Annotated in this window: 15 protein-coding genes; 8 read left to right on the top strand and 7 right to left on the bottom strand. The window is 69.9% G+C overall.

Translation table 11 applies throughout. From position 1 onward, the window contains the following. The first annotated feature begins 53 nt into the window (after positions 1–53). A complete protein-coding gene (locus ACFOY2_RS42715) occupies positions 54–1,820 on the top strand; it encodes a S9 family peptidase (protein WP_379533845.1) in 1,767 nt (588 codons plus the stop codon). 217 nt (positions 1,821–2,037) lie between these two features. Here ACFOY2_RS42715 and ACFOY2_RS42710 read toward each other — a convergent pair whose 3' ends face one another. Beyond that, positions 2,038–3,582: a PP2C family protein-serine/threonine phosphatase gene (locus tag ACFOY2_RS42710; RefSeq protein WP_379533844.1), complete on the bottom strand. Its 1,545-nt coding sequence runs from the start codon at positions 3,580–3,582 to the stop codon at positions 2,038–2,040. Positions 3,583–3,702: 120 nt separating this feature from the next. Here ACFOY2_RS42710 and ACFOY2_RS42705 point away from each other — a divergent pair, with 120 nt between their 5' ends. Both ACFOY2_RS42705 and ACFOY2_RS42700 read left to right on the top strand, forming a co-directional pair. Beyond that, the gene (locus tag ACFOY2_RS42705; protein ID WP_379533843.1) at positions 3,703–7,875 is read left to right on the top strand and encodes a HAMP domain-containing protein; all 4,173 of its coding nucleotides are present in this window, start codon (positions 3,703–3,705) and stop codon (positions 7,873–7,875) included. A gap of 3 nt (positions 7,876–7,878) precedes the next feature. Further along, a complete protein-coding gene (locus ACFOY2_RS42700) occupies positions 7,879–8,508 on the top strand; it encodes a response regulator (RefSeq protein ID WP_357813261.1) in 630 nt (209 codons plus the stop codon). Positions 8,509–8,663: 155 nt separating this feature from the next. On the opposite strand, the gene ACFOY2_RS42695 is transcribed toward ACFOY2_RS42700, so the two are convergent. Together ACFOY2_RS42695 and ACFOY2_RS42690 are read right to left on the bottom strand one after the other, a co-directional pair. Next, on the bottom strand, positions 8,664–9,893 hold the full coding sequence (locus ACFOY2_RS42695) for an NYN domain-containing protein (RefSeq protein WP_379533842.1): 1,230 nt from the start codon (positions 9,891–9,893) through the stop codon (positions 8,664–8,666). A 186-nt stretch (positions 9,894–10,079) separates the two neighbouring features. Further along, positions 10,080–12,419: a sigma-70 family RNA polymerase sigma factor gene (locus ACFOY2_RS42690; protein WP_379533841.1), complete on the bottom strand. Its 2,340-nt coding sequence runs from the start codon at positions 12,417–12,419 to the stop codon at positions 10,080–10,082. Between the two features lie 126 nt (positions 12,420–12,545). Between ACFOY2_RS42690 and pyrE the strand changes: the two genes are divergently transcribed. Beyond that, the gene (gene pyrE / locus ACFOY2_RS42685) at positions 12,546–13,079 is read left to right on the top strand and encodes an orotate phosphoribosyltransferase (RefSeq protein WP_379533840.1); all 534 of its coding nucleotides are present in this window, start codon (positions 12,546–12,548) and stop codon (positions 13,077–13,079) included. A 20-nt stretch (positions 13,080–13,099) separates the two neighbouring features. Here pyrE and ACFOY2_RS42680 read toward each other — a convergent pair whose 3' ends face one another. Both ACFOY2_RS42680 and ACFOY2_RS42675 read right to left on the bottom strand, forming a co-directional pair. Beyond that, positions 13,100–13,537 (bottom strand): hypothetical protein, encoded by a 438-nt coding sequence (locus tag ACFOY2_RS42680; protein WP_379533839.1) that lies wholly within the window; start codon positions 13,535–13,537, stop codon positions 13,100–13,102. Between the two features lie 36 nt (positions 13,538–13,573). After that, a complete protein-coding gene (locus tag ACFOY2_RS42675; protein ID WP_379533838.1) occupies positions 13,574–14,287 on the bottom strand; it encodes a DedA family protein in 714 nt (237 codons plus the stop codon). A gap of 127 nt (positions 14,288–14,414) precedes the next feature. Between ACFOY2_RS42675 and fbaA the strand changes: the two genes are divergently transcribed. The 3 genes from fbaA (at position 14,415) to ACFOY2_RS42660 (ending at position 17,265) form a co-directional block, all read left to right on the top strand. Further along, complete coding sequence (fbaA, locus tag ACFOY2_RS42670) at positions 14,415–15,437, top strand: class II fructose-bisphosphate aldolase (protein ID WP_379533837.1); 1,023 nt, start codon at positions 14,415–14,417, stop codon at positions 15,435–15,437. Between the two features lie 33 nt (positions 15,438–15,470). Continuing rightward, complete coding sequence (locus ACFOY2_RS42665; protein ID WP_379533836.1) at positions 15,471–15,881, top strand: DUF3151 domain-containing protein; 411 nt, start codon at positions 15,471–15,473, stop codon at positions 15,879–15,881. Positions 15,882–15,981: 100 nt separating this feature from the next. Next, positions 15,982–17,265 (top strand): adenylosuccinate synthase, encoded by a 1,284-nt coding sequence (locus tag ACFOY2_RS42660; RefSeq protein WP_379533835.1) that lies wholly within the window; start codon positions 15,982–15,984, stop codon positions 17,263–17,265. Between the two features lie 171 nt (positions 17,266–17,436). Here the strand turns inward: ACFOY2_RS42660 and ACFOY2_RS42655 are convergent, their stop codons facing one another. Beyond that, positions 17,437–18,135 carry a GNAT family N-acetyltransferase gene (locus ACFOY2_RS42655; RefSeq protein WP_379533834.1) on the bottom strand — a complete coding sequence of 233 codons (699 nt, stop codon included), beginning with the start codon at positions 18,133–18,135 and terminating at the stop codon, positions 17,437–17,439. Positions 18,136–18,244: 109 nt separating this feature from the next. Here ACFOY2_RS42655 and ACFOY2_RS42650 point away from each other — a divergent pair, with 109 nt between their 5' ends. Then, entirely contained in the window at positions 18,245–19,150 is a 906-nt protein-coding gene (locus ACFOY2_RS42650) for a glycerophosphodiester phosphodiesterase family protein (RefSeq protein ID WP_379533833.1), read from the top strand. 6 nt (positions 19,151–19,156) lie between these two features. Here ACFOY2_RS42650 and corA read toward each other — a convergent pair whose 3' ends face one another. After that, positions 19,157–20,224, bottom strand: coding sequence for a magnesium/cobalt transporter CorA (gene corA, locus ACFOY2_RS42645; protein ID WP_379533832.1), 1,068 nt, complete (start codon positions 20,222–20,224; stop codon positions 19,157–19,159). Between the last annotated feature and the right edge of the window lie 100 nt (positions 20,225–20,324).

Below are 20,324 nucleotides of genomic sequence, written 5' to 3'. Positions count from 1 at the left end.
GACGGCATCCCTCGCCGGGAGGCGCGGGACTTCATAGGGAGGGGGCGCGTCGGATGAAGGCGGAGGAACGCTGGCAGGCCAGGTTCCGAGCGTCGCGCATGACGCTGCCGTCGTGGGCGCGTCAGGCTCCGAACCGCTCCATCTACCGCTCCAACGCCAGCGGCACCTGGGAGGTCTACGCCTGGGACCGCGTCACAGGCGCCATCCGCCAGGTCACCGACCGGCCCAAGGGCACCGTGTACGCGGCCATCGACCCCACAGGCCAGTGGATCTACTGGTTCGCCGATACCGAGGGCGACGAGTTCGGCGTGTGGTGGCGTCAGCCGTTCAACGGCGGCCCCGACGAACTGGTCGCCCCGGACCTGCCCCCCGGCCAGCCCGGCGGCATCTCGCTGTCCACGACGGGCGTCGTGGCGCTCACCATGGCCAGCGAGGGCTCCTTCCGCGTCCACCTCGTCCGCGCGGGCGATCCGACGCGAACGATCTACGAGCACACCGAGGCCGCCTGGGTGGCCGACATGACACTCGACGGCTCCCTCATCGCGATCAACCACAGCGAGTACGGCGACTTCCGCCACCCCGCGCTCCGCGTGGTCCGCCAGAACGGCGACACCGTCGCCGAGCTCCACGACGGCTCGGACAAGGGCGTGATCGGCCTGGCCTTCGCCCCGGTCCTGGGCGACCGCCGGCTGCTGGCCCTGCACGAGCGCCGCCGGCGCCACGAGCCCATCGTCTGGGACCCGGTGACCGACGAGGAGCGCCAGATCTGGGTGAAGGACCCCGGCGACCTCGACGCCGAGTGGTACGACGACGGCCGCAGCCTGCTCATCCTGCGCGACGACCGCGCCCGCAGCTTCCTGCACCGCTACGACCTCGCGGGCGGCACCCTGACCCTCATCGAGACGCCGCACGGCGTGATCGACGAGGCGGCGCCCAGGCCCGGCGGCCACGTCGAGTACTCCTGGTCGAGCGCCTCCCGTCCGCCTGTGGTCCGATCCACCAGCGGCCAGGTCGTCCTGAACCCCGGCGGCCCGCCCGCCCCGCCGAGCGTCCCCGTCGAGGACATCGACGTCGAGGGCGAAGGCGGGCGCATCCACGCGCTGGTCTCCAGGCCGGAGTTCGGCACCGTCCCGTACCCGACGGTCTTCCTGCTGCACGGCGGCCCGACGGCGAACGACCGCGACGCCTTCTCTCCCGAGGCCGCGGCCTGGGTGGACGCCGGGTTCGCGGTGGTACGCGTCAACTACCGAGGCTCCACCGGCTACGGCTCGGCCTGGCGTGACGCGCTCCACGGCGAGGTCGGGCACATCGAACTGGCCGACGTGGCCGCCGTGCGCCAGTGGGTGGTCGAGCGCGGCATCTCCGACCCGTCCAAGATGGTGCTGGCGGGCTCGGCCTGGGGCGGCTACCTCACGCTGCTCGGGCTCGGCACGCAGCCCGACCTGTGGACGGCCGGCATCGCCGCCGTGCCGATCGCCTGCCACCAGACCTCCTACGAGGACGAGGCGGAGAGCCTGCGGGCCTACCACCGGGCGCTGCTCGGCGGGTCGCCGGACGAGCAGCCGGAACGGTATGAGGCCAGCTCGCCCATCACATACGTGGACCAGGTGAAGAGCCCGCTGCTGATCCTGGCGGGCGAGAACGACACGCGCTCCCCGCTGCGGCAGATCGAGAAGTACGTGGCCAAGCTGGCCGAGCACGGGCGTGAGCACGAGGTCTACATGTACGACGCCATTCGCGGGTCGCTCGTGGTGTCGGAACGGATCGCGCAGATCGCGTTACAGCTTGAATTCGCCAGAAAACACGCGAATCCACACTAATCCTTGACACTTCGTAAAAACCTTGTCGACTCGATGGCCTTGACCGTCGGACGGTTCCACTGTCAGCATGCGCCAACGCTGGCACTGGGAGGCCGCCATCGAGCACCACATCCACCCGTCCGCGACCGCACCCCACCCACCGCGGCCGCCCCGAACACCACCACCCCACTCGCCTGACACGCCCACCGGACCCCGCCCCGGCCCGTGCCCGTCGCGGTCAGCGGGCGCGCAGGACCACGATGGCGAGGTCGTCGGCGCTGGGCTCGGCGGCGAACTCGGCCGCGCCCCTGCGGATGCGTTCTGCGACCGCCCTGGCCGACAGCCCGGCGCACTCGGCCAGGAGCTTGGCCAGGCCGCCGTCGTCGTCGAGGAGCCGCCCGCCCGAGCGCCGTTCCGTCACCCCGTCGGTCACCGCCAGCAGCACGTCCCCGTGCTCCAGATGGATGGTGTCGGCCTCGAAGACGACCTCGTGGAAGACGCCCAGCAGCGACTGCGGCGTCGTGACGGCCTCCACCTTGCCGCTGGGCTTGAGCCGCAGGGCCTCCGGGTGGCCGGCCGACACCAGGCGTATCTCAAGGCCGGTCGAGACCGGCGTGATGTCGCCGTGCAGCAGCGTGAGGAAGCGGGCCCGCTCCCCCTCCTCCAGGATCGCCTGGTTGAGGCGGCCGAGCACGGCGGCGACGCCGTAGCCCTCGCGGGCCAGCAGCCGCAGCGTGTGGCGGGCCAGACCGGTCACGGCGGCGGCCTCGGGGCCCGTGCCGCAGACGTCGCCGATGGCGAACCGCCAGGAGTCGTCCCCGGCCTTGAACAGGTCGTAGAAGTCGCCGCCGACCTCGTTGGCCTCGCCGGCGGGCTCGTAGATGACTCCGTAGTCGAGCCCCGGCACCTCGGGCTCGTTGGGCGGCAGGAGGCTGCGCTGGAGCGCGCGGTTGGCGGCGGCCTGCTGGGCGTACAGCCGGGCGTTGTCCATGGCCAGGGCCGCGCGCCTGCCGATGTCCTCGGCGAACTGGATGACCTCGTCGGGGAAGCGGTCGGACCGGCCCAGGCACATCATGCCGAGGCTGCGCCCGCGCGCCATCAGCGGGACGGCGAGCACCTGCGAGTCGGGCAGGTGGATCGTGGAGGTGACCCTGGTGTCGGCGGCCGAGACGTCCATCTCGGCGAGTTGCACGCGCAGGCCGTCGATCCTGGCCTCGTCGGCGTGCCAGAGGTAGACGAGCTTCAGCGGGCCGACGGAGTTGTCGGAGGTGTAGACGGCGCACCAGCTCGACAGGCGCGGCACCACGACCTGAGCGATGATCGCGGGCACCATGTCGGGGTCTAGCGTGCCCGCGAGCAGGTCACTCGCGTCGGCCAGGAAGCCCAGCCAGTGCGGCCCCCTGGCGCTCTCCTCCAGCCATTCGGCTGCCACTCTGTCCACAGAGCCAGGTAGCGTGAGTCTGGCCCAATGGACACGGGAATCGCCCGCGAAGGTGACTCCCCACTCTTCGACGTTCACGGAAGGAGCTTTCGGATCACCCTGGGAGAGGTATCGCTGCCGCAACTCCACCTGCACGGCATCCCCGAAATGCTTCCAGATCACCTCAAACGGCTCGTCAGCGACCTGTTCCGCCAGATCCCCAGCGATCTGCTCAGCGGAATGGAGCACGCCGCCGGTGGCCCACGCGGTCATCACCTCGCGCGTGAACCTCATCGCAGCCGTCACAGCGGTCTCGCCGGGCGCGAACGTCGCCGCGAGCACCGCGTGGGGAGAAGCAGTCATCCCACCGTGCCTACCACACTTCGCGCTGACTTGGGGTAAATCCAAGGACAGGACTACGAGCTACTCATCGTGACAGACTTGAATCACTCGCGTGAGCCCGCGGCGAGTGAAGGAGGCCCCATGACCACGGCCAAGGCCGAGCCAAGTCCGGAAGAGAGGACTTATACCGAGTCGGATCTCGTGCCCATCCTGGAGACTCTCTTCTCCTGGCGAGACGGCGACTTCCGGCGTCGGGTCCCTCATGCGCCTCCTGGCATCCTCAGCGAGGTGCGACTGCTGCTCAACGAAGTGGCCGACCGTCGTGAACATCTCGCGAACGAACTGGTGCGTGTACGTAAAGAGGTCGTCAAGGAAGGCCGCTTCGGCGAGCGGCTGACGCCCGGTCCTGGCGTCGGCGCGTGGGCCGAGAGCGTCGAGTCGGTCAACATGCTGATCGACGCGTTGGTGAGCCCGGTGAGCGGCGCCGCCGACGTGATCGACGCGGTCGCCAAGGGCGACCTGTCGCGGCGCATCGACCTCGACAGGTCGGCCCGCGGCGAGGTGCGCCGCCTGGGCAAGGCCATCAACGGCATGGTCGACCAGCTCGCGCTGTTCAACTCCGAGGTGACCAGAGTGGCCCGCGAGGCGGGCACGGAGGGCCGGCTGGGCGGCAGCGCCAACCTGCGCGGCATGTCCGGAAGCTGGCGCGATCTCACCGAGGCCGTCAACACGATGTCCTCCCGCGTGGCCGCGCAGGTGCGCGACATCGCGGTCGTGACCACCGCGGTGGCCAAGGGCGACCTGAGCCGCAAGGTCACCGTCGACGCCGTGGGCGAGATGTTCGAGCTGAAGAACACCGTCAACACGATGGTCGACCAGCTCTCCGGCTTCGCCGAGGAGGTCACCAGGGTCGCCCGCGAAGTGGGCACCGAGGGCCAGCTCGGCGGCCAGGCGCAGGTGACGGGCGTGTCCGGGGTCTGGAAGGACCTGACCGACAGCGTCAACTTCATGGCCAACAACCTCACCTCGCAGGTGCGCAGCATCGCGACCGTGGCGACGGCGGTGGCCCAGGGCAACCTGTCGAAGAAGATCAATGTCGATGCGCAGGGCGAGATCCTGCAGCTCAAGGACACCCTCAACACCATGGTCGACCAGCTGTCGTCCTTCGCCGACGAGGTCACCCGCGTGGCCCGCGAGGTGGGCACCGAGGGCAAGCTGGGCGGCCGGGCCGAGGTCAAGGGCGTGTCGGGCGTCTGGAAGGACCTGACCGACAACGTCAACTCCATGGCCAACAACCTCACCTACCAGGTCCGCAACATCGCCCAGGTGACGACGGCCGTGGCCAACGGCGACCTCACCCGCAAGATCGACGTGGACGCCCAGGGCGAGATCCTCGAACTCAAGTCGACCATGAACACGATGGTCGAGCAGTTGTCCTCGTTCGCCTCAGAGGTGACCCGAGTCGCCCGCGAGGTGGGCACGGAAGGTCAGCTCGGCGGCCAGGCGCAGGTGCGCGGCGTGTCCGGGGTCTGGAAGGACCTGACGGACAACGTCAACTCGATGGCCAACAACCTGACCTCGCAGGTGCGCCAGATCGCCGCGGTCTCGTCCGCGGTGGCCCAGGGCAACCTGTCGAAGAAGATCACCGTTGACGCGCAGGGCGAGATCCTGCAGCTCAAGGACACCCTCAACACCATGGTCGACCAGCTGTCGTCCTTCGCCGACGAGGTCACCCGCGTGGCGCGCGAGGTCGGCACGCAGGGTCAGCTCGGCGGCCAGGCCAGGGTGAAGGGCGTGTCGGGCGTCTGGTCGGATCTGACCGACAACGTCAACTCCATGGCCAACAACCTGACCTACCAGGTCCGCAACATCGCCGAGGTGACCACCGCGGTCGCCAACGGCGACCTCACCCGCAAGATCGACGTGGACGCCCAGGGCGAGATCCTGGCGCTGAAGACCACCATCAACCGGATGGTCGACCAGCTCTCCTCCTTCGCCTCAGAGGTGACCCGAGTCGCCCGCGAGGTGGGCTCGGAGGGCCAGCTCGGCGGTCAGGCCCGGGTCGAGGGCGTCGAGGGCACGTGGAAGCGGCTCACCGAGAGCGTCAACGAACTGGCGGGCAACCTGACCACGCAGGTGCGCGCCATCGCGACCGTGACCAGCGCCGTGGCGCGCGGCGACCTGACCCGCTCGATCGCCGTCGAGGCGCAGGGCGAGCTGGCGGAGCTGAAGGACAACATCAACTCGATGGTGGCCAACCTCCGCGAGACCACCCAGGCCAACCAGGAGCAGGACTGGCTCAAGTCCAACCTGGCCCGCATCTCCCGGCTCATGCAGGGCCACCGCGACCTGTTCGAGGTGGCCAAGCTGACGATGAGCGAGCTGACGCCGCTGGTGTCGGCCCGCTACGGCGCCTTCTACGGCATCGACCCCGAGGGCGACCACGAGCTGGTGCTGATCGGCGGCTACGGCGTGCGCCCCGACAGGGGGCCGCGCCAGCGCTTCGCGATCGGCGAGGGCATCGTCGGCCAGGCGGCGGCCGAGGGCCAGCACATCGTCCTCGACGACGTGCCGCCGCAGTTCATCACGATCGACAGCGGGCTCAGCCAGTCGACGCCCGCGCAGATCGTGGTGCTGCCGATCCTGTTCGAGAGCCGCGCGCTCGGCGTGCTGGAGCTGGCCTCGTTCACGCCGTTCGGCGAGGTGCACCTCGACTTCCTGCGCCAGCTCGTCGACACCATCGGCGTCACGATGAACACCATCATCGCCAACTCGCGCACAGAAGACCTGCTGACGGAGTCCCAGCGGCTCACCAGGGAACTGCAGGAGCGTTCCGACGAGCTGCAGCGCCAGCAGGAGGAGCTGCGCAGGTCCAACGCCGAACTGGAGGACAAGGCGGCGCTGCTGGCCAAGCAGAACCGCGCGATCGAGATCCAGAACTTCCAGATCGAGCAGGCCCGCCGCACGCTGGAGGAGCGCGCGGAGCAGCTCGCGGTCTCCTCGCGCTACAAGTCCGAGTTCCTCGCCAACATGTCCCACGAGCTGCGCACTCCGCTCAACAGCCTGCTGGTGCTGGCCAAGCTCCTGACGGAGAACGCCGAGGGCAACCTGACCTCGCAGCAGGTGGAGTTCGCCCGGACGATCCACAGCGCGGGCTCGGCGCTGCTCCAGCTCATCAACGACATGCTCGACCTGTCGAAGGTCGAGGCCGGCCGGATGGACATCCATCCGATCCAGGTGTCGCTGCCCAAGATGGTCGATCTGCTGGAGGCCGCGTTCGCGCCTCTGGCGCAGGACAAGGGGCTGGCCTTCACCGTGGAGGTCGAGCCCGACGTGTCGCAGGAGCTGCGCGCCGACGAGCAGCGCCTGCAGCAGGTGCTGCGCAACCTGCTGTCCAACGCGGTGAAGTTCACGCCGAGGGGCGAGGTGAAGCTGCGCGTCTCGACGGCACCGGCCGGGGTCGACTACGACGACGACACCCTGCACGACGCCGTGAACCTGCTGGCCTTCCAGGTGATCGACACCGGCATCGGCATCGCGCCCGACAAGCGGGACGTCATCTTCGAGGCGTTCAGGCAGGCCGACGGCACCACGAGCCGCAAGTACGGCGGCACGGGCCTCGGCCTGGCGATCTGCCGCGACATCGCCCGCCTGCTCGGCGGCGAGATCCACGTGGACAGCGAGCTGGGCAAGGGCAGCACGTTCACGCTCTACCTGCCGGCCTCCTACACCGGGCCGCTGGCGGCCACCGACGGCGGCGTGGCGCGCAGGCAGCTCATGAGCCCGCCGTCCGAGGAGCCCATGCAGGTGCCCGAGCCGCCGCTGCCGCTGGACCTGCCGATGCCCGAGCTGGTCGAGACGCCGGCCGAGACGCCCAGCCAGTGGCAGGGCGACGATCCGCTCAGCGGCGCCAAGATCCTCATCGTGGACGACGACATCCGCAATGTGTTCGCCCTCACCAGCGTTCTGGAAAGGCATGGCTCCACGGTCGTCTACGCTGAAAACGGCAGGGAAGGGATCGAGCAGCTCGAACGGAACGAGGACGTCGCACTCGTGCTGATGGACATCATGATGCCGGAGATGGACGGGTGGGCCACCACCTCGGCCATCCGGCGCATGCCTCAGTTCGCGGACCTTCCGATCATCGCGCTGACCGCCAAGGTCATGCGGGGAGACCGCGAGAAGAGCATCGCCTCGGGCGCCTCGGACTACGTGCCCAAGCCGGTCGACGTGGACCGCCTGCTCGAACGCCTGCGCGGCTGGCTCAGCCGCGGGCGTGGATCCGCATCCGAGTCACCTGCCGAAGGGACGTGATCGATGCCGGATCGTGCGAAGATCCTCCTGGTCGATGACCGCGAGGAGAACCTGATCGCCCTTGAGGCCATCCTCAGCTCTCTCGACCTGGTGCCCGTGCGCGCCAGGTCCGGCGAGGAGGCGCTGAAGGCGCTGCTCAACACCGAGTTCGCGCTCATCCTGCTCGACGTGCGCATGCCGGGCATGGACGGGTTCGAGACGGCCGCGCACATCAAGCGGCGTGAGCGGACCAGGAACATCCCGATCATCTTCCTGACCGTGGTCGACAGCGCCCCCGACTACGCCTTCCGCGGGTACGCGGCAGGCGCGGTCGACTATCTGACCAAGCCCTTCGACCCCTGGGTGCTGCGGGCGAAGGTGTCGGTCTTCACCGACCTGTACAACATGAACAAGCGCCTGGCCGAGCAGGCGTCGTTGTTGCGTGAGCGCGTGAACAGCGAGCTGCCGCCGGGCACGGGCGACCACGCCTCCGTGCTGCCCGAGCTGTCGGGGCGGCTGACCGCGGTGGAGGACGAGCTGGCCCGCGTGCGGGAGGTGGCTCGCAACTCGCAGGATCCGGCGCTGTCCGTGCCGCTGTCCGATCTGACCGATCGGGTGAAGCATCTGCGCGCCGGGTTCGACGCGATCTCCTGAAGCCCGATCTCCTGACAGTCGGAACCTCCTGAAGACCGTGACCTCCTGACGACAGTCGGGGTCTCCTGACAACCGGGGTCTCCCGGCGGTCGGGGGTCTCCCGGCGGTCGGGGGCGATCCTTCGGGGGCGATCACGGCGCCCCCGATGGACCTCCTCAGTGGCGGGCGCGTTCGAGTGCGTCCCAGAAGCCGCGCCGCAGCGCGTGGCGCACCTCGTCGTGCAGCAGGAAGTCGATCGGCAGCGACGACCCCTGCAGCAGCCGGGCCTCCAGGTCGGACGGCATGCGCGGCTTGCGCGCCAGCACCGCCTCCAGCCACAGCGCGGGGGCGTCGCGGGCGACGGACTCGCCGAAGTCGTGGCCCTCCCTGTGGGCGGCCTTGACGGCGTCGGCCAGCGTGGTGGCCCCCGCCGTGGCGGCGGGCGGCGGCGTGACCGGCGCGGGCTGCGGCCCGGTGTAGGACCCGAGCTGCTGGTAGGCGCCGCTGCTCGACGGCGAGGAGAACTGGCCGGTGTTCGGCGACTGCTGCTGCGACTGCGGCTGCTGCGCCTGGATGGGCCCGGTGACCGGAGCCGAGGACGGCGGCGTGGCCGGCGGCTGCTCGCTCTGGTAGCTGGCGTAGGTCGGCAGCACGGGCGGCGTGGACGACTGGCCGCGCCCGGACGAGGGCGGCGTCGAGGGCGGCTGACTCGGCGTCGAGGGGAGCGAGGGGGTGCTCGCGGCGTGGCTGCCGGTGGACGCCGGCGGCGTGGTGGGCAGGGAGGGCATGGACGGCTGGGCGGGCGGCAGCGAGTGGGCGGCCTGCCCGTTGCTGAGCGGCTGGTGGTGCCCGTTGGACACCTCGATGGCGCCGGTGACGACGCTGACGTACGGCCTCAGGTGGACCGCGCCCAGCTCGACCAGGTCGTCGCACTCCTGCCTGAGCGACCGGGAGACGGCCCAGCCGCCGTCGGCCGCGATGTGGATGACGCTCACCCTGATGCCGAGGTCCTGGGCGTCGCAGACGACCTGCGCCAGGTCTTCGTCGCCGCTGACGACCACGGCGTCGCAGATGGCGTTGTTGCGCGCCAGGGTCATCAGGTCGCGATGGACCTGGGCGTCGACGCCTTCGCGCCGGCCCGGCCTGATGCGCGACAGTCTCAGCTTGAGACCCGGTATGTCGGCCAGCGCGTCGTGCTCCGGCGTGCGGCGGCCCTCGACCGTCGCCTCGTACCAGTAGCACCTCAGCAGTGGCAGACCGGTGCGTTCGCGCGACAGATTGCTCATCAACTGGAGCAGCCCCGGATAGTCCCAGGCGACCGCTTCGCGATGGCGCGTGCCATGCACGGCCATCGCTCCGTCTGCCAGCAGATAGCCAGCGTCCACGAACAGCGCGCAGCGATCCACTGACCCCGCCCCTTTCCTGGTGGTCCGACCTTGCTGGCTCTGCACCGTCAGAGACCGGACTCGGCGGCCCTCTCTCAGGGTAATGAAAGCAGGTGATCGCGCGAGGGTTAATCCCGACGATTCGACACGTGCCCGTGGTTGCACCGAAGCATTCAGCCCGACGGTACCAGTTTGTCCCATTCGCGGTCACGACCGCGCACGCACGCTCAACGCGATCACCCCGAACAGGACGACGTCCTTGTCCGTGGCGATCGTCAGCGCGGGGTCCACTCCGAGTTCGGCGTTGACGGTGTCGACGTCGGTGCCGAACGTCATCTCCGACGCGCCGTTCGAGGAGCCGTCGAAGACGTTCTCCCGATCGCGGTCGCCGCCCTCGGGGGTCAGCGGGCCGGACCCGAGCGAGACCTTGTCGCCCTTGAGGTCGGCGTCGCCCTCCCAGGTGACCAGCTCGACCCTGGCGGGCGAGGCCGCCGGGCTCAGGCCGCCCAGCGGGATCCGCACGCGCCGGCTCTTGCCGCCGACCACGGTGGCGGTGTCGAGCACCATGGCCTGGCTGTACGGCTGCGCGGGATCGGTCACGATCACCACCAGGCTCCACCCGGCATGCCGCGAGACCCCCTCCTCGGTGGGCACGTCGGCCGCCCACCACACGCCGTTCCTGCGCGCGTTGCCGACCAGCCCGCTGACGTCCGCGAACGCCTGGTAGGCGGGCCCCAGGGGCAGCTCGCGGCGCGTCACCTGGCTGGGCCTGACCGTCAGGTACGAGTGCCGCCCCGGCGGCCTGATCTTGATCGGCCCCGAGCGCTCGCCGCTCGCCGACCAGTAGAGCCCGGCCCACACGACCTGGCTGTTCTTGGGCAGTGCCAGCTCCGCCGCGCTGGAAGAGGAGGTGTCGGAGGAGTCGTCCTGGTCGAGTGCGATCATCGGCCACAGGTCGTTGTCGCGCTGGGCGCCCTGGCGCCGTCTGGCCTCCACGCAGCCCGCACGCTCCTCCGGGCAGCTCAGCAGGGAGTTGCCGATGGCCTTGACGGCCACCTTCCCGTCGGTGGCGAACCTGGCCGGCGCGCCCGTCTGCCGCACGCCCTCCTCGGCCTGCGCCTTGACCTGCACCGAGCCCGCCTCGACGCGCAGGGCGGGCCCAGCGCCCTCGGGGGCCTCGTCGGCCACCAGCACACGCAGGAACACCGCCGTGCCCTGCCCGGCCTCCAGCGGCGCCCTGGCGCAGCGCGCGCCGCCCCGCACCGGGCGGCACGCCCAGCCGTCCACCGTGCCGACGGGGCCGGAGACGGCCATGCCGTGGCCGCGCCGCAGCGGCGGGACGAGGGTCACACCGGCGGGCAGGCGCACGAAGGCCGCGAGGTCGTCGCTGGGGCTCCCGCCGTAGTTGCGCAGGCGGATGGCCACGATGCCGGGCCGGGCGCGTACGAGGGCGCCGAGCGGGTCGATCGTGGCCCGCAGCCGGGCCCCGCCCGGTGTCTTGCCGGTCTTCGGCGGCACGGGGGCGGGCGGCTCCTCGCTCGGCATCGGCACCGGCACCGGCACCGGCCGCTGCGACACCGGCGGCTGCGCGACCTGCGTGGTCGCCGGCTTCTTGATCGGTTTCTCGTCGGAGACCAGCAGGAGCGCGCCCGCCATCGCGACGCACACGGCCATCCCGCCCGCCACCGCGGCCAGCCGGCCCTTGGACGCCCGCCGCATCCGGCCGAGCACCCGCGCAGGACCGCCCGCGCCGCCACCGGCCCCGGCCGACTTGGCCAGCGCCGCCGCGTAGCCGCCGAAGAGCGGCCCGGCGATCAGCGGCCCGACCATGACGCGCAGCCCGCGGTTGACGTCGGTCAGCTCCAGCAGGACCCCGTGGCACTCCTCGCACCCGCTCACGTGCTCGTCGATCGCCTTGGACTCGCGCCTGGCCAGCCCGCCCCTGACGTAGGCGCCCATCTGGCCGAGCGCGGGGCGGCAGTCCTGCTGCGTCGAGGAGCTGAGGTGCATCTGCAGGTACGCCTGCCGCAGCCCCTCGCGGGCCCGGTAGGCCAGCGCCGCCACGCCGTTGGGCGACAGTCCGAGCAGGGGCGCGACCTCGGCCGGTTTGGCCTTCTCCACCTCGGTGTGCCAGAGCACCGCCCGCCACCGTTCCGGCAGCGACAGGTAGGCCCTGGCGATCAGCGACCTCTCCAGCCCGACGAGGGCGGGGTCGACGAAGGGGGTGCCCGGGTCGTACAGCTCGATCTCGCCCGTGGTCACCTGCCGGCTCTCGATCCTGGAGCGGTCGTAGACCGTGCGGCGCACCACCGTCAGCAGATAGGTGCGGAAGCCGGAGTCGGGGCCGCCGCCCCTGCCCACCAGGTCGAGGATCTTCGTGAACGCCTCGGCGACCACGTCTTCGACCTCGGCGCCCCTGACGAGCTGCCGGGCCAGCGCGCGGGCCGCCGCGACGTGGCGCTCGTAGAGCTGCCCGTAGGCGGCGGCGTTGCCCTTCCTGACCGCCTGAAGCAGATCCGCATCGCTTTGCGGCGACTCGACACCCATAGTGACCTCACGATTACGCGGAGTTGCCTCGCGCAATCATTCCGCACATCCCGTCATGACTAAACCGCGCCCGCGTCTTTGGGCATGGGAGAAGTGCCGACCGGGACCGACCCTAAGCTTGGACGCATGACGGATCGCGACAACCTGCTGGCCGAGATCAAGCGCAAGGCCGTGGTGCACGGCAAGATCACCCTCTCCTCGGGCATGGAGGCCGACTTCTATTTCGACCTGCGGCGGATCACCCTCGACGGCGTGGCCGCCCCCCTCGTCGGCAGGGTGATGCTCGACCTGACCGACGACCTGGAGTTCGACGCGGTGGGCGGGCTGACGCTGGGGGCCGACCCGGTGGCGAGCGCGATGCTGCACGCGGCGGCGGCGCGCGGGCGCACGCTCGACGCCTTCGTGGTGCGCAAGGCGCAGAAGGCCCACGGCATGCAGCGCAGGATCGAGGGGCCGGAGGTGAAGGGGCGCAGGGTGCTGGTCGTCGAGGACACCTCGACGACCGGCGGCTCGCCATTGACCGCCGTCGAGGCGCTGCGGGAGGCCGGGGCCGAGGTGGTGGCCGTGGCGACGATCGTCGACCGGGGCGCCAGGGAGCGGATCACCGATGAGGGGCTCGACTACCGCAGCGTGTTCACCGTCACGGACCTGGGCCTCTGATCCACCGGACCGGGCGGGGGTCAGCCGGCCGAGCCCTTGACGGTGAACGCCTCGCGTTCGCCGGCCTTGCCCGGCTCGCGCGGCTTGCCGTTCTCGGCGACGCGCACCGTGCCGGCGTCGCTGATGACCACGTCGAGCTCGGGCTCGAAGTAGCTGACCTCCTCGCCCCTGCTCATCTCGCGGTACTGCAGCACGTCGCCGCCCGGCACGCGTACCGTCACGATCGGGCAGGTCTCGGCCACGCACTCGATGCGCACGGTCGGCACCTGCGCGGCGGCGCTCTCGTCGGTCGAGGCGGCCGTCGCGGTGTCGGCGGCGGCGCGCTCGGGCGGCTGCGTGCCGAACGAGCCGAACAGCGCGCGCCCGCCCATGACCAAGAGCGTCACCACGGCCCCTGCCGCCAGGACGGCGAGCGCCAGGCGGGCGAGGCCCATCGGATCAGACCTGTGGCGTCCCACGGGGGCAGCGTACCCGTTGGTATGCCGACGTTCGCGTCACTGCTGGATGTCGGACTGCGACCGCATGCGGTGGTGCTTGCCGTTGGGCTCTGGCAGGTTCTTGCCGGCCCTGCGGTGCTTGATCGCCTCGACGAAGATCGGGATCAGCGAGATCAGCACGATGAGGAAGACGCCCGGCAGGATGTACTTGTCGATCTGCTTGGGGTCGACGCTGCCGCCGAGGAAGTGGCCGAGCAGGAGCAGGCTTTCGACCCAGACGAGAGCGCCGATGACGTTCCAGAGGAAGAATCGTTTGGGGGACATCTCCAGCACGCCCGCGACCGGATTCATGAACGTCCGCACAATCGGCACGAATCTGGCCAAAATCACCGCCCTGGCGGGGCCGAACTTCTGGAAGAACTCCTCCGCCCTGACCACGTGCTCCCTCTTGAACAACCGCGAATCGGGTTTGTCGAAGAGTTTGCGGCCGAATCGCGCACCCAGAAAATGACCGAGCTGGGCGCCCGCGACCGCGCACAGCGGTGTGCCGATCAACAACACGGGGAAGGAGAGCGGCGCGATGCCCATTCCCTGCGCCACCGAAGCCGAGCTGAAAATCCCCGCGGCGACCAGGAGCGAGTCTCCGGGCAGGAAGAAGCCCAGCAGCAAACCCGTCTCGGCGAAGATGATCGCCAGAACGCCGACGGTGGCGAATGCCCCGAGAATCGTGAGCCACCACGTCGGGTCCAGGAGATTCCAAAGCCAGTCCACCCCGAGAGCCTACCCGTAGTGAGGACAGGCGACATGACCATCAAGCACGCGTTGTCTCTACCACACGGGGTAGTGAGCCGGGATACTGGGCCTGGCGCGAAGCCGTAACTTCTCAGGGAGATGAATCATGCCTATTGCGACCCCAGAGGTCTACGCTGAGATGCTCGACCGGGCCAAGGCCGGCGGATTCGCCTATCCGGCGATCAACGTGACGTCGTCGCAGACGTTGAACGCGGCCCTGCGCGGCTTCGCCGAGGCCGAGAGCGACGGCATCGTGCAGGTCTCCACGGGCGGCGCGGAGTTCCTGTCGGGCGCGACCGTCAAGGACATGGTCGTCGGGGCGTCGGCCCTGGCGGAGTACGCCCGGGTGGTGGCCGAGAAATATCCGGTCACGGTGGCGCTGCACACCGACCACTGCCCCAAGGACAAGCTCGACGGCTTCATGCGGCCGCTGATCGACATCTCCTTGGAGCGGGTCTCCAAGGGCCTCGACCCGCTCTTCCAGTCGCACATGTGGGACGGCTCGGCCGTTCCCCTTGAGGAGAACCTGGAGATCGCCAAGGAGCTCATCGAGAAGTGCGCGCGCGCCCGGATCATCATGGAGATGGAGATCGGCGTGGTCGGCGGCGAGGAGGACGGCGTCGTCGGCGAGATCAACGAGAAGCTCTACACGACCCCTGAAGACGCCCTGGCCACCGCCGAGGCCGTGGGGCTCGGCGAGAAGGGCCGCTACCTGCTGGCCGCCACGTTCGGCAACGTCCACGGCGTCTACAAGCCGGGGCACGTCAAGCTGCGGCCGAGCGTGCTGAAGGAGATCCAGGAGGCGGTCGGGGCCAAGTACGGCAAGGACAAGCCGTTCGACCTGGTCTTCCACGGCGGCTCCGGCTCGGCGCTCGAAGAGATCCACGAGGCGATCTCGTACGGCGTCGTCAAGATGAACGTCGACACCGACACGCAGTACGCCTTCACCCGGCCCGTCGCCGACCACATGTTCCGCAACTATGACGGCGTCCTCAAGGTGGACGGCGACGTCGGCAACAAGAAGGCCTACGACCCGCGCTCCTACGGCAAGGCCGCCGAGGCCGGGATGGCGGCGCGCGTCGCCGAGGCGTGCCAGAACCTCAAGAGCGCTGGGACGAAGATCTCCTAGCACTACGGAGGCCCGGCGGGTATGACTTGTCCTATGGATAACCTTCTCGCCGGGCCGCCCCCGACTCACCTGCCGGATCTGCCCGAGGCCAGGGAGGCGCTCGAATCCGGGGCCAAGGCCTCCGACGTGGCCGCCCGGTTCCCCGCCTTCCCGGCGGCCTGGGCGACGCTGGCGGAGGAGTACTTCGCGCAAGGGCACGCCGTCACCTCCTACGCCTTCGCCCGCACCGGCTACCACCGCGGGCTCGACCATCTGCGCCGCAACGGCTGGAAGGGCCACGGGCCGATCCCGTGGGAGCACGAGCCCAACCGCGGCTTCCTGCGCTGCCTGTTCGCCCTGTCGCGGGCCGCCCAGTCCATCGGCGAGAAGGACGAGGCCGAACGGTGCCTGCAGTTCCTCAAGGACAGCACGGAAACCGGTTATGACGCGCTGACCAAGGGTTAGCCCTTGGGACGATTAGGCACGTTCGGGTAGTCTCTCAACGCAAGAGCCCCTGTCGCGATTGCGCCAGGGGTTTTCGTTTTTTTGCTCGGGAGACTGAACCATGCCGGCTGCCGTTCTCGTTGGTGCCCAGTGGGGCGATGAGGGCAAGGGCAAGGCCACCGACCTGCTCGGTGGCGACGTCGACTACGTCGTGCGCTACCAGGGTGGCAACAACGCGGGCCACACCGTGGTCATCGGCGACCAGAAATACGCGCTACACCTGCTGCCGACGGGGATCCTGTCGCCGGAGGTGGTGCCCGTCATCGGCAACGGGGTGGTCATCGACCCGGGCGTGCTGCTGGGCGAGATCGACGGCCTGGCCGCCCGCGGCATCTCCGCCGAGCGGCTGCTGATCTCCTCCAACGCGCACCTGATCATGCCCCACCACAAGGCCCTGGACAAGGTGACCGAACGTTACCTGGGCAAGGCCAAGATCGGCACCACGGGGCGCGGCATCGGGCCCGCGTACGGCGACAAGATCGCCCGTATGGGCGTGCGCGTCCAGGACCTGCTCGACCCCGGGATCCTGGCCAAGAAGATCGAGGTCGCCCTGACCGAGAAGAACCAGGTGCTGACCAAGGTCTACAACCGGCGCGGCATCGACCCCGCCGCGGTCCTGGACGAGTACCTCTCCTTCGCCGAACGCCTCAAGCCGCACATCGCCGACACCTCGCTGGTGCTGTCCAAGGCGCTGGACGAGGGGAAGTTCGTGCTGCTGGAGGGCGGCCAGGGGACGCTGCTCGACATCGACCACGGCACGTACCCGTTCGTCACCTCGTCGTCGCCGACCTCCGGGGGCGCCTGCGCCGGCGCCGGCATCCCGCCGAACCGGCTCAACAAGATCATCGGCATCCTGAAGGCGTACACCACCCGCGTCGGCTCGGGGCCGTTCCCGACCGAACTGACCGACGAGATGGGCGACTGGCTGCGCAAGACCGGCGGCGAGTACGGCGTCACGACCGGGCGCAACCGCCGCTGCGGCTGGTTCGACGCGGTGATCGCCCGCTACGCCACCCGCATCAACGGCGTCACCGACTACTTCCTCACCAAGCTCGACGTGCTGTCGGGGCTGGAGCGGATCCCGGTGTGCGTCGCCTACGACGTCGACGGGGTCCGGCACGACGAGATCCCGATGACGCAGACCGACTTCCACCACGCGACCCCCATCTACGAGGAGTTCCCGGGGTGGCGGGAGGACATCACCAGCGCCAAGTCGTTCGACGACCTGCCGCCCAACGCGCAGGCCTACGTGCGGACGCTGGAGGAGATGAGCGGAGCCCCGATCTCGGCCATCGGCGTCGGCCCCGGCCGCGACCAGACCGTGGTCGTCCGCCCCCTCGTCTGACCAACCCCCAGGGGATGGAACACCCATCCCCTGGGCTGCCCGCTCGTCGGCGGGCCGAAAACCCGTGCCCCGGGCGGCATGCGGAGCAGAGGCGGACCCGGGGCGTACGAGTTGAGCATAGATCAGCCTGCGCAACGCGTGACCGGTACGGACGGGACGGCTGGTGGCGGTTCAGGTCAGGACGGCGGCGGTCATGGGGGTGTGCAGGGTCCAGCCGAGGGTGCGGTAGAGGGCCTGGCCCTGGGCGGTCGCCACCAGGATGCCGGTGCTCGCGCCTTTCGAGGCGGCCGTGCCGGCCAGGGTGCCCATGACGACGGTGCCGAGGCCGCGGCGGCGGTGGCCGGCGGCCGTTTCGACCTTGTCGATGACGGCCGTGGTGCCGGCCATGGCGTACTGTCCCCTGGCCGCCACCTCGCCCGCCGCCGTCAGCAGCCGGGCCACCGTGACGCCGGCCCTGGTGGTGACGGCCAGGGTGTAGCCGGGCGGCGCCTGCGGGACGGCGCGGTTCAGGCGGTCAGGGCGGTTCAGGCGGTTGGCTCGGGTTAAGGGGAGGGTGCGGGTCAGGGGGACGGTCATCATGAACTCGGGTTCTTTGACGGTCCAGCCCGGCGGAAGGCAGGGGGCGACGGACTCGGCGGGGGCGCAGAGTTTGAGCCAGGTGCCAGGGGTGGTGAGCCTGGCGGTCAGGCCGTGGAGGATCTCCTGGGTGGGGGCGGCCACGATGTGGCGGGCCACGTGGCCGGGCAGCCCGACGTCCACGCGCAGGCCCCATGGCTCGGGTACGGGTCCGGGGGTCGCGCGGGAGATGGCCCAGCCTTCGACCCACGCCCGAACTGTCGGGAAATGGGCTGATTTGAGAACCTCCGTCATGAATAACAGCCTATGGGCTACGGGTGTCTGGACGACCGGGCGTAGCAGGATAAAAAGGACACGGCGTGGCACCGCCGAACCGTGACCCGCGCCAGGTAGGGTCCCCGGTGTGCGCGTTGAGATACATGGTCACCGGGGCGCTCGCGGGCTGTGGCCGGAGAACACCCTGCCAGGGATGAGCCGCACGATGGAGCTGGGCGTGCATGCGCTCGAGCTCGACGTCGCGCTCACCGCCGATCGACGCCTCGTGCTCACGCACGACCTCACCGTCTCCGCCGTGACGAGCGCCGACAGGCGACCGGTCTACGCGGGCGACCCGCGCTTCCCGTACGTCGGCAAGCCGATCAACTCCCTCTCCCTGGCCCAGTTGCGCACGCTCGACGTGGGCGTGCGGCTACCGCGCCATCCCGACGACCCCTTCGCGCTGACGCAGGTCCCCATGCCCGAGACCCGGATGCCCACCCTGGGCGCGGTGCTGGGGCTGGTGAGCGCCTTCGAGGCCGAGGGCGTGCGCCTGCACGTCGAGCTCAAGTCCGACCCGACCAGGCCCGAGCTGACCCCCGACCCCGGGATGTTCACCGAGCTCGTCGTCGAGGAGCTCGACCGGCACGACCGGCTCGGCAACGCGGCCGTCCTCAGCTTCGACTGGCGGATCATCGCCGCGGCCGCCCGCCTGGCCCCTGACACGCGCCGGTTCGCGCTGATCGAGCCCGACACCCTGCACTGGCACGACGACCTGGGCGACGACGTTCCCGCCGCCGCCGGGGAGGCCGGGGCCACCACGCTCTCGCCGGAGCACGTCATGGTCGACGAGGCACTGATGGGGCAGGCCGAGGCGGCCGGGCTGGACGTGGCGGTGTGGACCGTCAACGAGGCCGGGCTGGCCGGCCGGATGCTGGATCTCGGGGTGGCCGGGATCGTCACCGACTACCCCGACCGGATGCGGGAGGTCTGGCGGGGGCGCGGGCTGGAGTTGCCCGAGCCCGTCAGCCCGCTCAGGCCCGTCGGGGTCTGAGACCCTTCAGAGCCAGCCGTTCCTGCGAAAGCCCCGGTGCAGGAGCACACACGTGGTGATCATGACGGCCAGCACCGCCGGGTAGCCCCAGACCTGCTTGGTCTCCGGCATGAAGTCGAAGTTCATGCCGTAGATGCCGGCGATCATGGTGGGCACGGCCAGGATGGCGACCCAGGACGAGATCTTGCGCATGTCCTCGTTGGCCAGCGCGTTCGAACGGGCCAGCGCCGCCTGCAGGATGGAGCTGCACAGTTCGTTGGAGGACTCCACCTGCTCGCACACCCTCGACAGGTGGTCGCCGACGTCGCGGAAGTACTCGCGCATCTCCGAGGGGATGACGCGGCGCTGCGGCAGCGCGGACAGGGGCGCGAGGAGCGGGGTGATGGCCCGCTTCATCTCCAGCATCTCGCGCTTGAGCTGGTAGATCCGGTTGATGTCGCGGGAGCTGACGTCGGCGAACACCGTCGCCTCGACCTCTTCCAGTTCGAGCTGCATGAGGTCGGCCACCTGCAGGTACTGGTCGACCACGTGGTCGGAGATCGCGTGCAGCACGCCGGCGGGGCCGCGGTTCATCAGCTTGGGCTTGTCCTCAAGCTTCTCGCGGACCACGGTGAGCGGGCAGTGCCGGCCGTGCCGCACCGTGACCACGAAGTCGGCGCCGAGGAACACCATGATCTCGCCCGTCGCGATGATCTCGCTGGTGGCGGTCAGCTCGTCGTGGTCGAGGTAGGCGATGGTCTTGAGCACCATGAACAGCGAATCGCCGTACCGCTCGACCTTGGGACGCTGGTGGGCCTTGACGGCGTCCTCGACGGCGAGCGGGTGCAGCCCGAACACCTCGGAGAGCCACTCCACCTCGGGGGACTCCGGCTCGTGGAGCCCGACCCAGACGAACGCGTTGGCGCCGTCGGAGTCCTTGTTGTGCTCGCGGACGAGCGTGAGCGCCTCGGCGATGCCCGGGGACGCGATCTTCTTGCCCTGGACGTAGGCGCCGAACTCGACGATGGAGTCGGCGGGCGGCACGCGGATCTCACGCACCTGCTGGGGAAGCTGACGCGTGACGCGCGACCGCACGGGGTGACGGTTGATGCGACGGAAAAGCGTGGACGAGCGCATGGCAGTCCCTTTCCGCCCGACCTGGCACGCTCCACGCGCGATGAAAATTCACCTCAAT

The organism is Nonomuraea purpurea, from assembly GCF_042650645.1.
Classification (GTDB): Bacteria; Actinomycetota; Actinomycetes; order Streptosporangiales; family Streptosporangiaceae; genus Nonomuraea; species Nonomuraea purpurea.
Note: the sequence above shows the minus strand (reverse complement) of the source record. Positions and strands in the feature narration are given on the sequence as shown.

What these genes read in the sequence shown, in the direction of transcription:
- ACFOY2_RS42715 (WP_379533845.1), top strand. Translation starts at nt 54, where the DNA reads ATGAAGGCGGAGGAACGCTGGCAGGCCAGGTTCCGAGCGTCGCGCATG.
- ACFOY2_RS42710 (WP_379533844.1), bottom strand. Translation starts at nt 3,582, where the DNA reads ATGACTGCTTCTCCCCACGCGGTGCTCGCGGCGACGTTCGCGCCCGGC.
- ACFOY2_RS42705 (WP_379533843.1), top strand. Translation starts at nt 3,703, where the DNA reads ATGACCACGGCCAAGGCCGAGCCAAGTCCGGAAGAGAGGACTTATACC.
- ACFOY2_RS42700 (WP_357813261.1), top strand. Translation starts at nt 7,879, where the DNA reads ATGCCGGATCGTGCGAAGATCCTCCTGGTCGATGACCGCGAGGAGAAC.
- ACFOY2_RS42690 (WP_379533841.1), bottom strand. Translation starts at nt 12,419, where the DNA reads ATGGGTGTCGAGTCGCCGCAAAGCGATGCGGATCTGCTTCAGGCGGTC.
- pyrE (WP_379533840.1), top strand. Translation starts at nt 12,546, where the DNA reads ATGACGGATCGCGACAACCTGCTGGCCGAGATCAAGCGCAAGGCCGTG.
- fbaA (WP_379533837.1), top strand. Translation starts at nt 14,415, where the DNA reads ATGCCTATTGCGACCCCAGAGGTCTACGCTGAGATGCTCGACCGGGCC.
- ACFOY2_RS42665 (WP_379533836.1), top strand. Translation starts at nt 15,471, where the DNA reads ATGGATAACCTTCTCGCCGGGCCGCCCCCGACTCACCTGCCGGATCTG.
- ACFOY2_RS42660 (WP_379533835.1), top strand. Translation starts at nt 15,982, where the DNA reads ATGCCGGCTGCCGTTCTCGTTGGTGCCCAGTGGGGCGATGAGGGCAAG.
- ACFOY2_RS42655 (WP_379533834.1), bottom strand. Translation starts at nt 18,135, where the DNA reads ATGACGGAGGTTCTCAAATCAGCCCATTTCCCGACAGTTCGGGCGTGG.